16 protein-coding genes, 2 tRNA genes, 1 pseudogene and 2 riboswitches are annotated in these 18387 nt (G+C 62.0%); of the genes and pseudogenes, 9 read left to right on the forward strand and 10 right to left on the reverse strand.

The window, feature by feature from the left end:
- The first annotated feature begins 42 nt into the window (after positions 1-42).
- The 4 genes from csaB to INF37_RS10110 all read left to right on the forward strand — a co-directional run bounded on the left by csaB (position 43) and on the right by INF37_RS10110 (position 5220).
- On the forward strand, positions 43-2295 hold the full coding sequence (gene csaB / locus INF37_RS10095; protein WP_193538093.1) for a polysaccharide pyruvyl transferase CsaB: 2253 nt from the start codon (positions 43-45) through the stop codon (positions 2293-2295).
- Positions 2292-3377, forward strand: a complete 1086-nt coding sequence (locus tag INF37_RS10100) for a glycosyltransferase family protein (protein WP_328821070.1) — start codon at positions 2292-2294, stop codon at positions 3375-3377. The genes csaB and INF37_RS10100 overlap by 4 nt, the downstream gene beginning before the upstream one ends.
- Before the next feature lie 66 nt (positions 3378-3443).
- Entirely contained in the window at positions 3444-4469 is a 1026-nt protein-coding gene (locus tag INF37_RS10105; RefSeq protein WP_101692689.1) for an inorganic phosphate transporter, read from the forward strand.
- A 91-nt stretch (positions 4470-4560) separates the two neighbouring features.
- Positions 4561-5220, forward strand: a complete 660-nt coding sequence (locus tag INF37_RS10110; RefSeq protein WP_193538145.1) for an HAD family hydrolase — start codon at positions 4561-4563, stop codon at positions 5218-5220.
- 323 nt (positions 5221-5543) lie between these two features.
- Here INF37_RS10110 and INF37_RS15735 read toward each other — a convergent pair whose 3' ends face one another.
- Together INF37_RS15735 and INF37_RS15740 are read right to left on the reverse strand one after the other, a co-directional pair.
- Positions 5544-5792: a hypothetical protein gene (locus INF37_RS15735; RefSeq protein ID WP_235964300.1), complete on the reverse strand. Its 249-nt coding sequence runs from the start codon at positions 5790-5792 to the stop codon at positions 5544-5546.
- Positions 5792-6091: pseudogene (locus INF37_RS15740) on the reverse strand (flavodoxin family protein); the annotation flags it as partial. The gene INF37_RS15735 and the pseudogene INF37_RS15740, both read right to left, overlap by 1 nt.
- 167 nt (positions 6092-6258) lie before the next feature.
- Between INF37_RS15740 and ypeB the strand changes: the two are divergent.
- Positions 6259-7629: a germination protein YpeB gene (gene ypeB, locus INF37_RS10125; RefSeq protein ID WP_235964291.1), complete on the forward strand. Its 1371-nt coding sequence runs from the start codon at positions 6259-6261 to the stop codon at positions 7627-7629.
- 6 nt (positions 7630-7635) lie between these two features.
- Here ypeB and INF37_RS10130 read toward each other — a convergent pair whose 3' ends face one another.
- From INF37_RS10130 to INF37_RS10145, 4 genes are all read right to left on the reverse strand, one after another.
- A complete protein-coding gene (locus INF37_RS10130; protein WP_193538098.1) occupies positions 7636-8913 on the reverse strand; it encodes a replication-associated recombination protein A in 1278 nt (425 codons plus the stop codon).
- A 12-nt stretch (positions 8914-8925) separates the two neighbouring features.
- On the reverse strand, positions 8926-9321 hold the full coding sequence (locus tag INF37_RS10135) for a DUF2500 domain-containing protein (RefSeq protein ID WP_235964292.1): 396 nt from the start codon (positions 9319-9321) through the stop codon (positions 8926-8928).
- Positions 9322-9498: 177 nt separating this feature from the next.
- Positions 9499-9572, reverse strand: a tRNA-Gln gene (locus INF37_RS10140).
- Positions 9573-9808: 236 nt separating this feature from the next.
- The gene (locus INF37_RS10145) at positions 9809-9964 is read right to left on the reverse strand and encodes a hypothetical protein (RefSeq protein ID WP_193538100.1); all 156 of its coding nucleotides are present in this window, start codon (positions 9962-9964) and stop codon (positions 9809-9811) included.
- 182 nt (positions 9965-10146) lie between these two features.
- Between INF37_RS10145 and nrdR the strand changes: the two genes are divergently transcribed.
- Positions 10147-10602, forward strand: a complete 456-nt coding sequence (gene nrdR / locus INF37_RS10150) for a transcriptional regulator NrdR (RefSeq protein WP_101692686.1) — start codon at positions 10147-10149, stop codon at positions 10600-10602.
- A gap of 69 nt (positions 10603-10671) precedes the next feature.
- Here nrdR and INF37_RS10155 read toward each other — a convergent pair whose 3' ends face one another.
- The 3 genes from INF37_RS10155 to nth form a co-directional block, all read right to left on the reverse strand.
- A complete protein-coding gene (locus INF37_RS10155) occupies positions 10672-12045 on the reverse strand; it encodes a vWA domain-containing protein (RefSeq protein ID WP_193538102.1) in 1374 nt (457 codons plus the stop codon).
- Between the two features lie 151 nt (positions 12046-12196).
- The gene (locus tag INF37_RS10160) at positions 12197-12658 is read right to left on the reverse strand and encodes a peroxiredoxin (protein WP_101692684.1); all 462 of its coding nucleotides are present in this window, start codon (positions 12656-12658) and stop codon (positions 12197-12199) included.
- Between the two features lie 26 nt (positions 12659-12684).
- Positions 12685-13326 (reverse strand): endonuclease III, encoded by a 642-nt coding sequence (gene nth / locus INF37_RS10165; protein WP_101692683.1) that lies wholly within the window; start codon positions 13324-13326, stop codon positions 12685-12687.
- 202 nt (positions 13327-13528) lie between these two features.
- On the opposite strand from nth, the gene INF37_RS10170 reads away from it, so the two are divergent.
- The gene (locus tag INF37_RS10170) at positions 13529-14776 is read left to right on the forward strand and encodes a serine hydroxymethyltransferase (RefSeq protein WP_101692682.1); all 1248 of its coding nucleotides are present in this window, start codon (positions 13529-13531) and stop codon (positions 14774-14776) included.
- Between the two features lie 157 nt (positions 14777-14933).
- Here the strand turns inward: INF37_RS10170 and INF37_RS10175 are convergent.
- Positions 14934-15007 (reverse strand) — tRNA-Gln (locus INF37_RS10175).
- Between the two features lie 294 nt (positions 15008-15301).
- Positions 15302-15400, forward strand: a riboswitch (purine riboswitch).
- A gap of 58 nt (positions 15401-15458) precedes the next feature.
- Positions 15459-15556: riboswitch (purine riboswitch) on the forward strand.
- 59 nt (positions 15557-15615) lie between these two features.
- Between INF37_RS10175 and INF37_RS10180 the strand changes: the two genes are divergently transcribed.
- A complete protein-coding gene (locus tag INF37_RS10180) occupies positions 15616-16896 on the forward strand; it encodes an amidohydrolase family protein (RefSeq protein WP_193538104.1) in 1281 nt (426 codons plus the stop codon).
- Positions 16897-17001: 105 nt separating this feature from the next.
- Complete coding sequence (locus tag INF37_RS10185) at positions 17002-18381, forward strand: NCS2 family permease (RefSeq protein ID WP_193538106.1); 1380 nt, start codon at positions 17002-17004, stop codon at positions 18379-18381.
- Positions 18382-18387: the final 6 nt, after the last annotated feature.

Here is an 18387-nt window from a genome sequence, read left to right on the forward strand (position 1 = left end):
AGTATGGGAACAAGTCTTTTTTCACCTGGAGGGTCTCATCCCATGAAAGTCATCCACCTCATCAGCGGCGGCGACAGCGGCGGCGCCAAGACCCATGTGCACTCCCTGCTTCAGAATCTCTCCCAGACCATCGACGTGACCATGGTCTGTTTTATGGACGGTCCCTTTGCCCAGGAGGCCCGGGAGCTGGGCATCCATACCGTCATCTTTTCCGGGCGGAACCTGCTCTCCACCTACCGGAAGCTCCGGCAGTTTATCCTGGACGGCGGCTACCAGATCATCCACTGCCATGGCGCCCGGGGCAACATGATGGGCGCCCTCCTGCGCCGCTCCACCGGACTTCCGGTGGTGAGCACCGTCCACTCCGACTACCGGCTGGACTATCTGGGCCGCCCCGCCGCCCGGCTGGTCTACGGGACCACCAACACCGTGGCCCTGCGCCTGCTGGATTACCGGATCGGCGTCTCCGACGCCATGACGGACCTGCTCATCTCCCGGGGCTTTGACCCGGACCGGCTCTTTACCATCTACAACGGCCTGGACTTCTCCCCCCGCCACCCCGCCATGGACCGGCAGGCCTATCTGCGCTCGGTGGGTCTGGAGGCGGACGACTCCTGCGTCATCGCCGGCATCGCCGCCCGGCTCAATCCGGTGAAGGATGTGGCCACCCTGATCCGCGGCTTTGCCAAGGCCTATGAGCACTGCCCCAACCTGCGCCTGCTCATCGCCGGCGACGGAGAGGAGCGCGCCATGCTGGAGGGCCTGGCCCGGGAGCTGGGCGTGGAGCGGCAGGTCTGCTTTGCCGGCTGGATCTCGGACACCGACAGCTTCTATAACGCCATCGACATCAATACCCTCACCTCCCTGTCGGAGACCTTCCCCTACGCCCTCACCGAGGGGGCCCGGGCGGGACTGCCCACCGTGGCCAGCCGGGTGGGCGGCGTGCCCTACCTCATCGAGGACGGCGTGACCGGTCTGCTCTTCGAGGCCGGGGACCCGGACGGTCTGGCCCGTCAGCTCACCGCCCTCGCCCAGGACGCCACCCTGCGCGCCCACCTGGGCCGCCGGCTCTACCAGAAGGCCAAGGCGGATTTCTCTCTGGAGTCCACTCTCCAGCGCCAGCTCCACATCTACGGGACCATTCTCCGCCGCCACAGCCGGAAAGGCGGCCAGCGGGACGGCGTGCTGGTCTGCGGGGCCTACGGCCGGGGCAACGCGGGAGACGACGCCATCCTGGAGGCCATCGTGGCCGAGCTGCGGGAGCTGGACCCCGACCTTCCCATCTGGGTCCTGTCCCGCAATCCGGACAGCACCCGGCTCACCTACCGGGTCAACTCCATCTATACCTTTAATTTCCCCCGCTTCCTGCGGCGGATGACCAAGACCCACCTCTACATCAACGGCGGCGGCTCCCTGATGCAGGATGTGACCAGCCACCGCTCCCTGTGGTTCTACCTCTTTACCATCTCGGCGGGCAAGATTTTGGGCAACCGGGTGCTCATGTACGGCTGCGGCATCGGCCCCATCCGCTCCGAGTCCAACCGCCGCCGGGCGGCCAAGGTGCTCCAGAAGCGGGTGGACGCCATCACCCTGCGGGACACCCACTCCCGGGAGGAGCTCAAGCGCATGGGCGTGGACCATCCGGAGATCATCCTCTCCGCCGACCCCACCGTGATCCTCCCCGCCGCCGCGCCCCAGGTGGTGGACGGCATTCTGGAGAGGGAGGGCCTGGACCCCAACGGCTCCTATATCGGCTTCACCCTGCGTCCCTGGCCCGGCTTTAAGGAAAAGGCGGAGATCTTTGCCGCCGCCGCCGACTATGCCTACCGGAAATACGGCCTGACGCCGGTCTTCCTCCCCATTGAGCGCCGGCTGGACCTGGGCGCCATCCGGCAGGCCACCGCGTCCATGACCGCCCCCTTCCATATCATCGAGAATACCGGCAGCTCCGCCCACACCATCGGCCTTTTTGCCCGGATGAAGGTCGTGGTCTCCATGCGCCTGCACGCCCTGGTCTTTTCCGCCAGCCAGGGCGTCCCCCTGGTGGGCGTGGTCTATGACCAGAAGATCAGCTCCTTCCTCTCCTATATTGGACAGGACCTCTACACCGACCTGGGCGAGCTGACCCTGGAGCGGCTCACCGCCCACATCGACACCGCCTGCGGACGCATCGACGACCACGACTTCCTCACCGAGGGCGTGGACCGTCTGCGCCAGGTGGAGCACCGCAATTCGGCCACCGCCCGCCGCCTGCTGGGCCTCCCCGCCCCCGAGGAGGAGGGCGAGCGCCCGTGAAGCACCTGGTCTGTCTCTCCGACACCCCCTGGAGCAGCGTGCCCGCCCGGACCCAGCAGCTCATGACCCGACTGAAGGATGTCCATATCCTCTACTTTGAGCCGCCCGCCCGCCGGAAGGGATGTCCCTGGAAGAAGCCCGCCCGCCGGGTCCGGCCCGGCCTTCTGGTCTACTCCCTCCCGCCCGTTCTGGACGGGGAGGGGGAGCATCCCCTGCTCTTCCGCCTGGGGCAGCGCAAGCTGGCCCGCTATGTGGAAAAAGCCATGCTCCGCCACCGGGTCCAGGACCCGGTGCTCTGGTGCGCCATTCCTACCGCCGTCCACCTGCTGGACGGCCTGCCCCGTCAGGGACTGGTCTACGACTGCGGCCGGGACTGGTCCTCCCTCCCCGACCAGTGGGAGAGCGAGCTGGCCCTGGCGGCCGACGTGGTCTTTGCCGCCTCTCCGGAGCTGTGCGACCACATCGGCCCCTGCAACGACAACGTGGCCCTTCTCCCAAACGGGGCCAACTACACCATGTTTGCCCGGGAGGACCTGGAGACTCCGCCCGCTCTGCGGGACATCTCCGGCCCGGTCCTGGGCTATGAGGGCACCATCTGGCGGGATCTGGACCTGGAGCCCCTCCTCCGCGCCGCCCGGGAGCACCCCGCCGCCACCTTTGTGCTGGTGGGCCGGGTGGAGCGCAATCCCCACCTGCGCGCGCTGGAGCGGCTGCCCAATGTGCGCTTTCTGGGCCGCAAGCCATTGGTGGAGCTGCCCGAATACCTGAACCGGTTTGACGTGTGTCTCAATCTCCTGCGCACCGGCTCCATGGACGGGGACATCCTGCCGCCCCGCATCTTTGAATACTTCGCCACCGGAAAGCCGGTGGTCTCCATGCTCCAGCCCGGACAGGTGGAGCAGTTCCCGGACGTCATCTACGGCGCCCACACCAGCGCGGAGTTCTCCCAATTGTGCACCAGCGCCCTGGCCGAGCGCGGCTCCTGGGCCCGGGACCGGCGGCGCTCCTACGGACAGATCGGCTCCTGGTCCAACCGGGCCCGGGAGGTGGAGCGCATTCTGGAGAGCATCGGGCTTTTCTGAGACGTGCCGCTTTCTTTCCGTGCTATTCGCCCCACCCCTGCCGTACAATACGGTGGGGGTGATCTTTTGTCCATATCCTGTTCCGACTTCCTCGCCCAGGCCCGTGGAAATCCCACGCTGGCCCTGGTCAGTCTCCTGCTCCTGGCCGTCCTGCTGGTCAACGGCTGGACCGACGCGCCCAACGCCATCGCCACCGCCGTGGCCTCGGGCGCCCTCTCCTTCCGCCGGGCCGTCCTGCTGGCCGCCGGGTGTAACCTGGCCGGTGTGGCGGCCACCTCCCTGTGCATGCCCGCCGTGGCGCAGACCGTCTGCGAGGCCGCCGATTTCGGCGGCGATCCCACCATCGCCTGCACCGCCCTGTGCGCCGCGCTGCTGGCGGTGGTCCTCTGGGCCACGCTGGCCTGGCGCTTCGGCATTCCCACCAGCGAAAGCCACGCTCTGCTCTCCGGTCTGGCCGGTGCGGCCCTCTCCCTGCCGGGCGGGTGGAAGAACCTGCGGCCGGAGGCCTGGGGCAAGGTGGGCCTGGGCCTTCTTCTCTCGGTCCTCCTGGGGTTTCTGCTGGGCCGGCGGGCGAGTGGGCTTCTCCAGCGCCTCCCCCTCTCCCCCCGCCGGTGCCGCTCCCTTCAGACGGCAGGCGCGGCGGCCATGGCCTTTCTCCACGGGGCCCAGGACGGACAGAAATTCCTGGGGGTCTTTCTGCTGGGAGCCGCCCTCTCCCAGGGCCGGTGGACCTCGGGCGCCCTCTCGGTCCCCCTGTGGCTGATGGCGGTGTGCGCCCTGTTTATGGCCCTGGGCACTCTGCTGGGCGGACGGCGCATCATCGACAAGATCGGCCGGGAGCTGGTGGTCCTCTCCCCCGCCGCAGGGCTCTCCGCCGATCTGGGCGGCGGATGCGCCCTGCTGGTGTGTACCCTGCTGGGTCTGCCGGTCTCCACCACCCACACCAAGACCTCGGCCATTCTGGGGGCCGGAACGGCCCACGGAGGACGGGCCCGCCCGGGGACTGCCCTCTCCATTGCCCTGACCTGGCTGCTCACCTTCCCCGGCTGCGGAGCCCTCGGCTTCTTTCTGGCCCGGCAGCTGCTCGCCTGAGCTTGCATCCCAACCGCCGCTGGGGTATGATAAGAGAGGTCGGTCTCCCATGGGACGGACCCTATCACCAAGGAAGAAACGAGTGATTTTCATGCGCTATGACGCCGTGATCTTTGATCTGGACGGTACCCTGCTCAACACCCTGGACGATCTGGCCGCCGCGGTGAATGCCGCCCTCACCGCCTGCGGTTACCCGACCCGCACCCTGGACGAGGTCCGGGCCTTTGTGGGAAACGGCGTGGCCAAGCTGATCCACCGGGCGGTCCCCGCCGGGACCGCACCGGAGGAGGAGGCGCGCTGTCTGGAGCGCTTCCGGGCCCACTATCTGGTCCATATGCGGGACCAGACCGCCCCCTATTCCGGCATTCTGCCCCTGTTGGACGCGCTCCAGCAGGCGGGGATCGCCGTGGCGGTGGTATCCAACAAATTTGACGCCGCGGTCAAAGAGCTCTGCCGGGACTATTTTGGTCCCCGCGTGCCGGTGGCACTGGGCGAGTCCCCCTCCGTGCGGAAAAAGCCCGCCCCCGACACCGTCTTTGCCGCGCTGCGCGCGCTGGATGTCCCGGCCGACCGCGCGGTCTACGTGGGGGACTCCGATGTGGACATTGAGACCGCCCGCAACGCCGGCACGGCCTGTATCTCGGTCTCCTGGGGCTTCCGGGACAGCGCCTTCCTGTACGCCCACGGCGCCTCCTGCATCGCCGATACCCCCCAGGCCCTGGCCGCCCTGCTCCTCGCGCCCGAAGCATAAAAAACGTCCTCTCCCATGTACGCTGTGGGAGAGGACGTTTCAGCGTGTCGAAAAATTTCGACACGCTTCTCAAAAATGCAAGCATTTTTTCGAGGGGATGCAGGCCGCCGCGCGCGTGCCCCTTTGGGGCACACACTAACGGCCTGAGCAGAGTGTTTTCCGACGTACACGCCGCCGGAAAACACGATTTTGACTCTGTTCCGCCGTCTGCGGACGGCGGAACTCTGCGAGGCTCTTGCTGCGAAAATCGTCGAAATACACTTTATCGAAAGTCTAAAACGTCCTCTCCCATGTACGCTGTGGGAGAGGACATTTTTTCTTCTTTATGGATTGGTCATTTCTTGCCGCTGGGCCCCTTCCGCCCCGGCGTCGTCAGACCAGACCCGGCCTCCCATATATTCCCGGGGTTCGTTGGTGACTAGGTTCATGCCCCGGATGCCGAAGAGATTGTGGATGGCAGCCACCGTAGTCTCCTGCCCGCCGTTGCGGGTGCCGCCCACCGCCAGGGCCGCCAGGAATTTGCCCCGCAGCAGCCCCGGAAGCAGTCCCGGATGGCCCGCAGGCGGGAACAAAAGGCGCTCAGCTGGGGCGTTGGCCCCATGCAGTAGACCGGCGAGGCCACCAGGATGCCGTCCGCCCGGTCCAGCTGCTCCACCAAAGTCCGCATGTCATCCGGGATCACGCATCAGGAATGGCTGCGGATACAGGCCTTGCAGTCGGTGCAGGGCGCGATGCGCTTCCCCGCCAGGGTCACCATGGAAGTCTCGATCTCTTCCGATACGCCCTGTGCCCCCTCCAGCACCATGCGCAGGGCATAGGCCGTGGCGCCCTCCCGCCGCGGACTGGCGCACAATCCCAAAATGTGAACCATATACACACCCTCCCATCTTCTCTGCGCAGGTCCCTTTTGTCCGGATCCCGCGTCCAATGTTCACCTTACTCCATGTCATTCTCTGATATTTACCATGCAATAATTCCGCTTTTCGGACGCACACTAAGCACAATCCAATGCCTGAGAGCATCCGAAAAGGGGCGTTTATGATGAAGCTCATTCCCACTTCCACCCGTGGAAAAGTCCGGGCCGCAACCTTTCTCACTGCGGGGCTGGCCGTACTGGGCGGCTTTGCCATTCAGGGTCAGGTCCGCGCCGCACAGTACCAGTACCTGCTCAACAAGACCTATGAATATGCCTTTGCAGAGCTGAGCACCTCGGTCTCCCAGCTGGACACGGCGCTGCAAAAGGGCATTTATGCCACCTCTCCCCAGCTCTTCTCCTCCCTGTGCACCGAGGCCTTCCGCAGCGCCCTTGCCGCCCAGACCGCGCTGGGCTCCCTGCCCTACGGAAATGTGGAGCTGGAAGAGACCGCCACCTTCCTGGCCAAGACGGGAGACTACACCATGTCCCTCTCCCGCGCCTCCTCCCAGGGGCTGAGTGAAGAGCAGCGCTCCACCCTCGCCGCCCTGGCCCAGCGCTCCTCGGCTCTGTGTCAGACCCTCCAGTCTCTGGAGAGCGACCTCTTTTCCGGTACCATGCGTCTGGAGGACCTGGCCCAGGTCCAGGAGCGGCTCTCCCAGGCCACACAGACCGGAGATCAGACCACCGCCGGCTCCTCCTTCCAGGAGATCGAGCAGGAGTGCTCCGAGCTTCCCACCCTGATCTACGACGGTCCCTTCTCCGACCATCTGGCCGACCGGACTCCCCGTATGCTGGAGGGACAGCCCCAGGTGAGCCGGGAGGATGCCCGCTCCGCCGCGGCCGGGTGGCTGGGGCAGGAGCCGCAGCTCTTCACCCCCGTCTCCGACGGAGCGGGCGTTCTCCCCAGCTGGGGCTTCTCCGCCCAGGTGGATGGGGGCGAGCTCTATGTGGAGGTCACCAAACAGGGCGGACAGCTTCTGGAGATCCTCCATTCTCGCCCGGTGGGGCCCGCTCAGCTCACCCGGGAGCAGGCGGTAGAGCGGGCCCAGGCCTTCCTGAAGAAGCTGGGCTATTCGGACATGGCCGAGACCTATTTCATCGACCAAGGCAACATCCTCACCATCAATTTTGCGGGCAAGGAGGGGGATGTACTCTGTTACCCCGATCTGGTCAAGGTATCGGTGGCGCTGGATAACGGCGGCATCGTGGGTCTGGAGAGCCGCAACTATCTCATGAGCCACCAGAGCCGGACCTTCTCCGCCCCGGCCGTATCGGCCGAAGAGGCCCGCAGTCAGGTCACCCAGGGGCTGGAAGTCCTCAGCCAGCAGCTGGCCCTCATCCCCACCCAGGGAGAGAACGAGGTCCTCTGTCACGAGTTCAAATGCCGCAATGAGAAGGGACAGCACTATATCCTCTATGTCAATGCCCAGACCGGGGAGCAGGAGCGCATCCTCCTCCTGCTGGAGGACGAAAACGGCACCCTGGTGCTGTAAGGCCCCTCAGCGGGAGCCGCCCTTGCCCTTGATCTCCTCCCAGTACCGCCGGGCGGCCTGCTCGGTCTTGTTCTCGCCGTAGGTGTAGTACCGCGTTCCCACCAGGGCATCGGGGAGGTACTGCTGCTCCACCCAGTGGTGGGGGAAGTCGTGGGGATAGAGATACCCCTGCTCCCGCTCCAGGCCGGCCGAGTCGGCATGCCGGTTCTGGAGGTGACGGGGATAGTCCCCGGTCTTCCCCGCCCGCACATCGGCCATGGCCAGGTCCAGGGCGATGTGCCCGGTGTTGGACTTGGGCGCGGTGGCCATGAGGACCGCCGCGTCCCCCAGGGGGATGCGGGCCTCGGGCAGCCCCAGCATATTGGCCGCGTCCACGCAGGCCTTGACGATGGGGATGATCTGGGGATAGGCCAGCCCCACATCCTCGCAGGCAATGACCATGAGCCTCCGGCAGGCCGACACCAGGTCTCCCGCCACCAGCAGGCGGGCCAGGTAGTGACAGGCCGCGTCCGGGTCCGAGCCCCGGATGGACTTCTGAAGGGCGGAGAGAATGTCATAGTGGTCGTCTCCCGCCCGGTCATACCGCATGGCGGAGCGCTGGGCCGCCATGCGGGCGTCCTCCAGGGTGATGCGCCGCCCCTCCTCTGTGACACGGGCCGCACCGGAGAGCAGCTCCACCGCGTTCATGGCCTTGCGCACATCCCCGCCGCAGGCCTGAGCGATGTGTTCCACCACTCCGTCCTCCCAGGTGAGGGGGGTCTCGCTCCGCCGGGCCATGTACTCCAGGCCCCGCAGGATGGCGGGCACCACGTCGGACCCCTCCAGCGGCTTGAACTCAAAGACCGTGGAGCGGGAGAGCACCGCGTTGTACACGTAGAAATAGGGATTTTCCGTGGTGGAGGCGATAAGGGTGATCTTGCCGTTCTCCATGAACTCCAGCAGGCTCTGCTGCTGCTTCTTGTTGAAATACTGGATCTCGTCCAGATAGAGCAGCACCCCGTCGGGGGCCAGCATGGTGCCGATGTCGGCGATGATGTCCTTGATGTCGGAAATGGAGGCCGTGGTGGCGTTGAGCCGGTGAAGGGGCCGGTTGGTCCGCTTGGCGATCAGATTGGCCACCGTGGTCTTGCCGGTGCCCGAGGGCCCGTAGAAGATCAGATTGGGAATGCTGCCGCTCTCAATGATCCGGCGGAGCAGGCCGTTCTGCCCCAAAATATGGCTCTGCCCCACCACTTCATCCAGCGTGGTGGGGCGGATCTCGTCGGCCAGGGGACGGTAACTCATACGCGCTCCCCCTTACTGCCGGGCAAAGCCCAGGTAGCGGGTGCCCTGGAAGGTCAGTGTCCCCCGGTCCCCTTCCACCAGCATGCCGTACTCATGACTGGGGACCTGCAGCTCCATGCGGTCGCCGCTCTCCACCTCAAACGTGACATAATAGGTCGTGCTGGTGTGGGTGTGCCCGATGCCGTTGTGATCGGCGTGGTGATGGTGGGTAACGTGGCCGCGCTTGGCCACCACTGCCGCGTTCACCGTCAGGCGGGGACTGTGGTTATTTTTGTTCCACTGGGAAATCCCCCGTACCGCGCCCACCACAAACACCACCAAAACGATCCCAAATACGATCATAAACAGGATGGGGAAGATCCCGAACATCAGGTCAAATCCCATACCGTATCCCATGTCAAATCCCATACCAGAAAACCTCGCTTTCCTGCCCGTCCTGTCTGAGCGCGGGCCGATTTTGTATTCTCATCATACCATGTTTCCAACACTTTTCAACTACATTTTCCGGCGGGAGACCGGACGCCCCACGGAGACAAGTTGGTCTGGAAACAAAAAAAGAGACGCAACCAACGTTGCATCTCTTTTTGGCAGCGGGTGAAGGATTCGAACCCTCACATACAGAGTCAGAGTCTGCTGTGCTACCCTTACACAAACCCGCTATATCCGTTCCGTGTCGGAACAACAAAAAATATTATAGCCGATATTTCAGAAAAGTCAAGCCTTTTTTGACAAAATTTTTCCTCCCGGAAAAAAAGCTGCTGCGGGAGGCCGTAAGTACCCCGAGAACAGCCCGGAAGGGCAGGGACTGCCGTGGAAACGGCACGCCCTTCCGGGCTGTTCTCACGCACTCAACCGTGCTGGGATTGCGCCGGAGCTCCGGTCAGATCAACGGATCTCAGCAGGAGGAGCTGGTCTCAGGGCCGCTCTTGGAAGAACTCTTCTTGTTCTCCGCGGTGGGACCCTGCTTTTTGCTCTGGGCGCTGGAGGAAGAGGACTTGCTGTGGCTGCTGCGGTTGGCCTTGCGGATCTCGTCGTTATAGTTGTTCTGCATAACATTCACCTTCCTTTCGGCGAGCATAGTTTAACCGCTCCGGCAAGATTTCATTCCCGCAAAAAGAAAGGATACAAAATTGACGCAGGACATGATATAATAACGTAACGTGAAACGGTGCTCTCGGGAAGAGCCCCACATTTCAGCAAAAACGCCGCGTATCGTCAGGGAGGGATTCCGCCATGAGATGTCCGTATTGTGCCAACCCGGAGAGCAAGGTCGTGGATTCGCGCCCCTCGGATGAGGGTGCGAGTATCCGCCGCCGCCGCGAGTGCTTGGTGTGCCATAAACGGTTTACCACCTATGAGACCATGGAGAGCCTTCCACTGGTCGTGATCAAAAAGGATGGAAGCCGACAGACTTTTGATAAGAGCAAGCTCCTCAACGGGATGCTCCGGGCCTGTGAGAAGCGCCCGGTCTCCTTTGATACTCTGGAGGCCATTGCCAACGAGATCGAGCAGACCCTCCAGAACGCGCTGGACCGGGAGGTATCCTCCACCCACATCGGCGAGATGGTGATGGAGCGCCTGCGCGGGGTGGACGAGGTAGCCTATGTCCGCTTTGCCTCGGTCTACCGGGAATTCAAAGACATCAGTTCCTTTATGGACGAGCTGGACAAGCTCATCCGGGAAAAATAAACACTACGGGCGGCCGGGACACGATGGTGTCCCGGTCGCCCATTTTCCATCTGACTTCAGTGAAATGAATCAGGGGGAAATAACCGCCTCACAGCAGCGATAATCGGTGTCGATGCTGTGGGCGATCAGGCGCGCTTTGAAATTGCGGGGGCTGCACAGGGAACCGCCCGATACGCTCAGATCCTCCGGCACCACAAACTTGATGCACTTGACCTGAATGTCCCGGCAGCCCGGAAAATCGTGGGCCGGGAGGGTCACGGCTTTCATGCCGCGCTGGTACTCCATGCCGTCCGTGTCCACTTCGGTGAGGATCACGGCCAGGGCCACCCGGGTATGGGGGCAGACCTGCTTGACCGTTGCGTCCACTTGGATGATCCGACCCTGGGATTCCAGATACGTGTCGCCCAGATCCACCAGCAGGGAATCCTCACAGCCCTCCACCGTGAACTGGATGGGCACGGGGCACTCCTCCGGGTGGACCACCACATCACAGTCCACCTCTACCTTGGGCTCGGGGAAGGTGACCACGTTCCCCTCATTGTCGGAATAGGTGATGGACTCGTTGACCAGCTTGATCCCCGGCTCCTGCCCCACATGGCGGACGAAAAATTCCAGCACGGCGCTCTCGCTGAGCGTCACGCCCAGTTCCTGGATCTTCCAGCGCAGGGTGTGGTCATCCAGCTGCTCTGCCATGCCTTTGGCGGGGGGCAAAATGCTGGTGATGACAAAATCGGGGGTGACCATCTCCTTGATCTGGATGTTGGTGGCCCCCGCCTTGGAGATGTTGGCGGCCAGCTCTGCAAACAGTTCCTCCAGGTCGGCCAGATCCGGGGTCACCGCCACGTGGGAGGTGTCCGGATCGGTGGCCCAGTTGTTCAGCGCATCGATATCCAGTCCGTCCGACCCGATGAGACCGATGCAGTAAATGGTGATCCCCTGGGCCCGGGCGGCGGCGGCCACCGGGGCGGGCGGCGCGCCGGCGGTGGTGTTGCCGTCGGTGAAGAGGACGATCACCTTGGCATTGCTGGAGGCGGGCTCAAAGAGCTCCATGGCCTTGGTGAAGGCGTCTGCGTGGTTGGTGCTTCCGCCGGCGCTCAGTCCGTCTACGGCATTTTTGAGCGCATCCACCGAGGTGATGAGCTGTGTGTCGGCCACTGCCGTGCTGGAAAAGCTCACCACACCCATCCGGCTGCCGGAGCCGATCTGTCCGTCCTTGCTGCTGTCGGTGGCCTCGTCAATAATATCAATAAAGGTCTTTGCGCCTATTTTCATGGCGGAGAGGGGCGCCCCGGCCATGCTGCCGGAGCGGTCCAGCACCAGGACGATATCAGTGGGATTCGAGATGATATCCGGCGCGGCGGTGATGGCCAGCGTGACGCGGAGAGAACCGTCACAGTCGATCCGGTCCTGATTGATGACTTTGTTGGAATTGGTAATACCCATGGGTTGCGGCCTCCTTCTGGGGAATTCCCCCTGACATCCTATGCAGGTGTGTGCCCTTGTGGCACACCAAAGGCACAAAAAAGCAGGTCCCGTCCCTTTGTCAGGGGACAGGACCTGCTTGGAATGTTTCGAAGGCGGGCACAAATGTACCTTAACCCTCCTCCAGCCGGGCCAGCAGATCGGCGGCATTGGTGTCGGGCTTCACTTTTTCCCGGGCGTCCAGGATCACGCCGTTCTCGTCGATGAGATAGCTGGAGCGCACCACGCCCATGCTGATTTTTCCGTAGAGCTTTTTCTCCTTCCAGACATCATAGGCCTGAATGGCAATCAGCTCCGGGTCGGAGAGAATGGGAAAAGGCAGGGCGTATTTCTGGGCAAATTTCGCGTGGGAGGCCGTGCTGTCCTTGCTGATCCCCAGGACGACGGTATTGTGGTCCTGGAAAGCGCTCCAGGCCTCACCGAAGGCGCAGGCCTGCCGGGTGCAGCCGGGGGTATTGTCCCGCGGGTAGAAGTAGAGGGCCACTTTCTTTCCCCGGAACTGGGAGAGGGTCACAAGGTTCCCGTCCTGATCGGGAAGGGTGAAATCAGGGGCTAGAGTACCGATCGGAAGCATGGTATGCTCCTCCTTTTCTGGATGGTTCAGTCCTGGGGCTGGTAAAAATCACACCAGGGCCGCAGGGTGCAGTTGGCGCAGTCCGGCTTGCGGGCCATACACACGGCCCGCCCGTGGAGCACCAGGCGGTGGCAGAAGTCATTGGATTCCTCGGGCGGGAGCTGGGCGCGCAGCTGCTGCTCCACCTTGGGTGGCTCCTTGGTACCGTCGGTCAGCCCCAGGCGGCCCGAAATGCGGATGCAGTGCGTGTCGGCCACCACGGCGCCGGGGGCGTGGAAAATGTCGCCCAGGATCAGATTGGCGGTCTTCCGCCCCACCCCGGGGAGCTTCAGCAGCTCCTCCATGGTGGAGGGCACCTTTCCGCCATAGACCTCCAGCAGCATCTGGGAGGCGGCCACGATGTCCCGGGCCTTTGCCCGGAAAAAGCCGGTGGAGTGGATGATCTCCTCCACCTCGCTCACATCGGCCTGGGCCAGGGCCTCCAGCGTGGGAAACCGGGAAAACAGCGTGGGCGTGACCTGATTGACCCGCTCGTCTGTACACTGTGCGGCCAGGCGGGTGGAGAAAAGCAGCTCATAATCTTTCTGATAGTCCAGAGAGCAGATGGCCTCCGGATAGGCGCTTTTCAGCGCGGCCACAATGGCCAGAATATCGTCTTGGGATTTCAAGGGGATCACCTCATATACCGGTCAAGGTGCTTGCGGCAGATGGAGCACCGGTTCTTTGATTGTGCCATTATAACATGGGGGATGAAAAAAAACGAGACATTATTTACAAATCATGGTTGTAATTTGGGACAAGCTCAGCTATAATCAACGTAGAGTACCCAAAAACTATACTTTTTAGTATAATTCCATGGGAGGAATCAAAATGGTCAAGGACATGATGGACTTTATCCTCGCACAGGATCCTGAGGTGGGTGAGGCGATCAAACACGAGTTTGACCGTCAGCGCCGGAATATCGAGCTGATCGCATCTGAAAACTTTGTCAGCGAGACGGTGCTCGCCGCGGCCGGTTCCGTGCTGACCAACAAGTACGCGGAGGGTTATCCCAGCAAGCGTTACTATGGCGGGTGCCAGTGCGTGGACGTGGTGGAGAATCTGGCCCGGGATCGTGCCTGTAAGCTCTTCGGCGCGGACCATGCCAATGTCCAGCCTCACAGCGGCGCCAACGCCAACTATGCCGTGTATCAGGCGCTGTGCAACGTGGGCGACACCGTGCTGGGTATGGATCTGGCCAACGGCGGTCATCTGACCCATGGCAGCCCGGTCAATTTCTCCGGCAAGAACTATAACATGGTCTCTTACGGCCTGAATGAAGAGGGATTCATCGACTACGACAACGTCCGGGACATGGCCCGCAAGCATCATCCCAAGATGATCATTGCCGGCGCCTCCGCCTATCCCCGCTTCATCGACTACGCGGCCTTTGCCGACATCGCCCATGAGGTGGGCGCCTATCTCTTCGTGGACATGGCCCACGTGGCCGGCCTGGTGGCCACCGGTCTGCATCCCAACCCCGTGCCCTATGCTGACGTGGTCACCACTACCACCCACAAGACCCTGCGCGGTCCCCGCGGCGGCATGATCCTGTGCAAGGAGGAGCTGGCCAAGAAGATCGACTCCGGCATTTTCCCCGGCAGCCAGGGCGGTCCTCTGGAGCACATCATCGCGGCCAAGGCCGTGGCCCTGGGCGAGGCCCTCAAGCCCGAGTTCAAGGCCTATCAGGAGCAGGTGATCAAAAACGCCAAGGCGCTGGCGGCCTCTCTGATGAAGGAGGGCTTTGATCTGGTCTCCGGCGGTACGGACAACCACATGATGCTGGTGGACCTGCGCAAGGCCGGCGTCACCGGCAAGGAGATGGAGCACCGTCTGGACGAGGTACATATCACCGTCAACAAGAATGCCATCCCCAACGACCCCGAGAAGCCCTTCGTCACCAGCGGCGTGCGCATCGGCACTCCCGCCGCCACCACCCGCGGCCTGAAGGAAGAGGATATGACCCTCATCGGCCAGCTGATCTGGCAGGCGGCCACCGACTTCGAGGCCAAGGCCCAGTCCATCCGGGACGCCGTGGCTTCCATCACCGAGAAGTACCCCCTCTATCCCGGCAACTGATGACCGGACGGGCAACTTCATCATAGCGAAAATCACCGAGGCGGAGACTCTTGTGAGTCTCCGCCTCCTTTTGCCGAACCAGCTCAATTTTCGTTTCAAGCGCCCGGAATCCTCCTCCAGGACAAAAAAAGAGATGCAACCGACGTTGCATCTCTTTTGGCAGCGGGTGAAGGATTCGAACCCTCACATACAGAGTCAGAGTCTGCTGTGCTACCCTTACACAAACCCGCTATCTCTTGCGCACTCACAAGTGCAGGTTATATTATACTGACCTATCCCTCGTTTGTCAAGTCATATTTTTCTTTTTTTCAGACGTTTTCGGAGCGCTTCTTTTTCCCATCACCATTTTCTCCCACTCAGGCCTTTTTTTGCCCTGTTTTTCTCATTTTTATTGACATTACGCTATATTTTCTCCCTCTTTCACAGAGGGCTTTCCATCTTTTTGTACAATTCCATAATAGCTTGATAGGTTGACAAAAAAATTTTCAGGAAGTATACTAAAAGCACAAGGAAAACCATAAGGTTTTCTATCCAAGTGAATGAACTTATATAAGCCCATAATATGGTTGGGCGTCTCTACTGGCTACCGTAAATAGCCGCGCTATAAGTTCCCGAGAGGAGATGATCGGGAATTTATTGTGCGGCAGGAACGGTGGTTTTTTTGTATCCGGCCCACTTCCAATCTATTTCGTTTCCAGAGACTTATATAGGCCCAAAATCGGTTGGGTGTCTCTACCGGCTGCCGCAAACAGCCGCGCTATAAGTTTCCCTGATCCGGGACCTCTTCCCGCTGCTGTGAAGAGGTGGAAATCACACTTCAATGACAAAGGAGCACGACCATGAACGCTACCTCTTTTCTCTTGAAGGGCGATCTCTGTTATAGTGTCGACCCCAACACCCTCCGCTCCGTCCCCAACGGCTATCTGCTCTGCGTGGACGGACGCTGCGCCGGTGTCTTTGATACCATACCAGAGTCCTATGCGTCCCTTCCCCTGTTGGATTATACCGGCCATTTGATTCTGCCCGGCCTCACCGATCTCCATGTCCACGCCCCCCAGTACACCTACCGGGGCCTCGGCATGGATCTGGAGCTGCTGGATTGGCTCAACACCTATACCTTCCCTGAGGAGGCCCGGTTCCGGGACCTCTCCTATGCCAAGCAGGCCTATTCCCGCTTTGTGGAGGACGTCCGCCGGGGCCCCAACACCCGCCTGTGCGCCTTCGCTACCGTGCATCCGGACGCGACCCGGCTGCTGATGGACCTTTTGGAGGAATCCGGCCTGGTGGCCATGGTGGGCAAGGTCAACATGGACCGCAACGCCTCTCCCGACCTGCAGGAGGAGAGCGCGGAAGCCTCCCTGGCAGCCACGGTGTCCTGGCTGGAGGAGAGCGCCGGCCGCTACCAGCGGGTCTCCCCCATTCTCACCCCCCGGTTCATCCCCTCCTGCTCCGATCCTCTGATGGAATCCCTGGGCAAGCTCCAGCGGGAGCGCAATCTCCCGGTGCAGTCCCACCTCTCGGAGAACCGCAGCGAGGTGGAGTGGGTGAAGGAGCTGTGCCCCTCCTCCCACGGATATGGCGACGCCTATGACTCCTTCGGGCTGTTCGGCGGAGAAAATTGCCCCACCATCATGGCCCACTGCGTCCTCTCTGACGACGATGAAATCGCTCTGATGCGGGAACGGCAGGTCTACGTGGCCCACTGTCCCGCCTCCAATACCAACCTAGCCTCCGGCATCGCCCCCGCTCGCCGCTATCTAGAGGAGGGCATCCCCATGGGTCTGGGCAGCGATGTGGCCGGCGGCACCCACTGTTCCATTTTCCGGGCCATGGCCGACGCCGTGCAGGTCTCCAAGCTTCGCTGGCGTCTGGTGGATTCCACCCTCGCCCCCCTGTCGGCCACCGAGGCCTTCTGGCTGGGCACCATGGGCGGCGGCTCCTTCTTCGGCCAGGTAGGCTCCTTCCTCCCTGGCTATGAGTGCGACATCCTGGTTCTGGACGACCGCCGGTACAACCCGCCGGAAGCCCACAGCGTGCAGCAGCGTCTGGAGCGCACCATCTATCTCTCCGAGGACCGGGACATCGTCCACAAATTTGTCCGGGGCAGCCAGCTCTTCTAAGTTCATTCACGTATCTTGTTTTGTTTCATTCTTGTGCCCTTCCGGGAATGGTTCCCGGTTTGTTCCTTCCGCCTATGTTAAATGGAAAGAAAGAGAGGGATCTTCATGAATCAAACACTGGATCGATTGTTTCACCTGACAGAGCACGGCACCGATGTCAAAACCGAGGTCATGGCCGGTATCACCACCTTCATGACCATGGCTTACATCCTGGCTGTCAACCCCAGCATTCTATCCGCCGCCGGTATGGACTCGGGCGCCGTCTTTACCGCCACATGCTTGGCCTCTCTGCTGGCCACAGTGCTGATGGCCACCATGTCCAACTACCCCTTTGTACTCTCGGCCGGCATGGGCCTCAACGCCTATTTCGCCTACACCGTGGTCGGACAGATGGGGTATTCCTGGCAGACGGCCCTGACCGCCGTCTTCCTGGAGGGTATCATTTTCATCCTGCTCTCCCTGACCAGCGTGCGTGAGGCCATTTTCAACGCCATTCCCACCCCCCTCAAGCACGCGGTGTCCGCCGGTATCGGTCTCTTCATCGCCTTTATCGGCATGCAGAACGCCAAGCTGGTGGTGGACGATCCGTCCACACTGCTCTCGGTCTTCTCCATGAAGGACGCCCTGGCCCAGAACACCTTCCACACCCAGGGCATCACGGTCCTGCTCACCATCATCGGTGTGCTCATCACCGCTCTGCTCATCGTCAAGAAGGTCAAGGGCAACATCCTCATCGGTATCCTGGCCACCTGGATCCTCGGCATCCTCTGCCAGCTGACGGGGCTCTATGTGCCGGACAACACCACCTTCTTCAGCCTGCTGCCCGATTTTTCCAACGGCATCGCCATTCCCAGCGTGGCCCCCACCCTGTTCCAGATCGACTTCTCCAACGTCTTTTCGCTGGACTTCCTGGTGGTCATTTTCGCCTTCCTCTTCGTGGATGTGTTCGATACCCTGGGCACCCTCATCGGCGTGGCCTCCAAGGCCAATATGCTGGATAAGGACGGCAAGCTTCCCCGCATCCGCGGCGCTCTGATGGCGGATGCCGTGGGTACCACCGCCGGTGCCCTTCTGGGTACCTCCACCATCACCACCTTCGTGGAGAGCGCCTCCGGCGTGGCCGAGGGCGGCCGTACCGGTCTGACCGGTCTGGTCTCCGCCGCTCTCTTTGGCATCGCCCTCTTCCTCTCTCCCATCTTCCTGGCCATCCCCTCCTTTGCTACCGCCCCCGCTCTGATCGTGGTGGGCTTCCTGATGGTCAGCTCCATCCTGAAGGTGAACTTCGACGATCCCACCCAGTCCATCCCCGCCTTTATCTGCATGATCTGCATGCCCTTTATGTACTCCATTTCCGAGGGTATCTCCATGGGCGTCATCACCTACGTGGTCATCAACCTCTTCGCCGGCGGCGAGAAGCGCAAGACCATCAGCCCCCTGATGTATGTTCTGGCCATTCTCTTCGCGGTGAAGTACTTCATCATCTGATTTTTC

Source organism: Pseudoflavonifractor gallinarum (assembly GCF_014982855.1).
Lineage (GTDB): Bacteria > Bacillota > Clostridia > Oscillospirales > Oscillospiraceae > Pseudoflavonifractor_A > Pseudoflavonifractor_A gallinarum.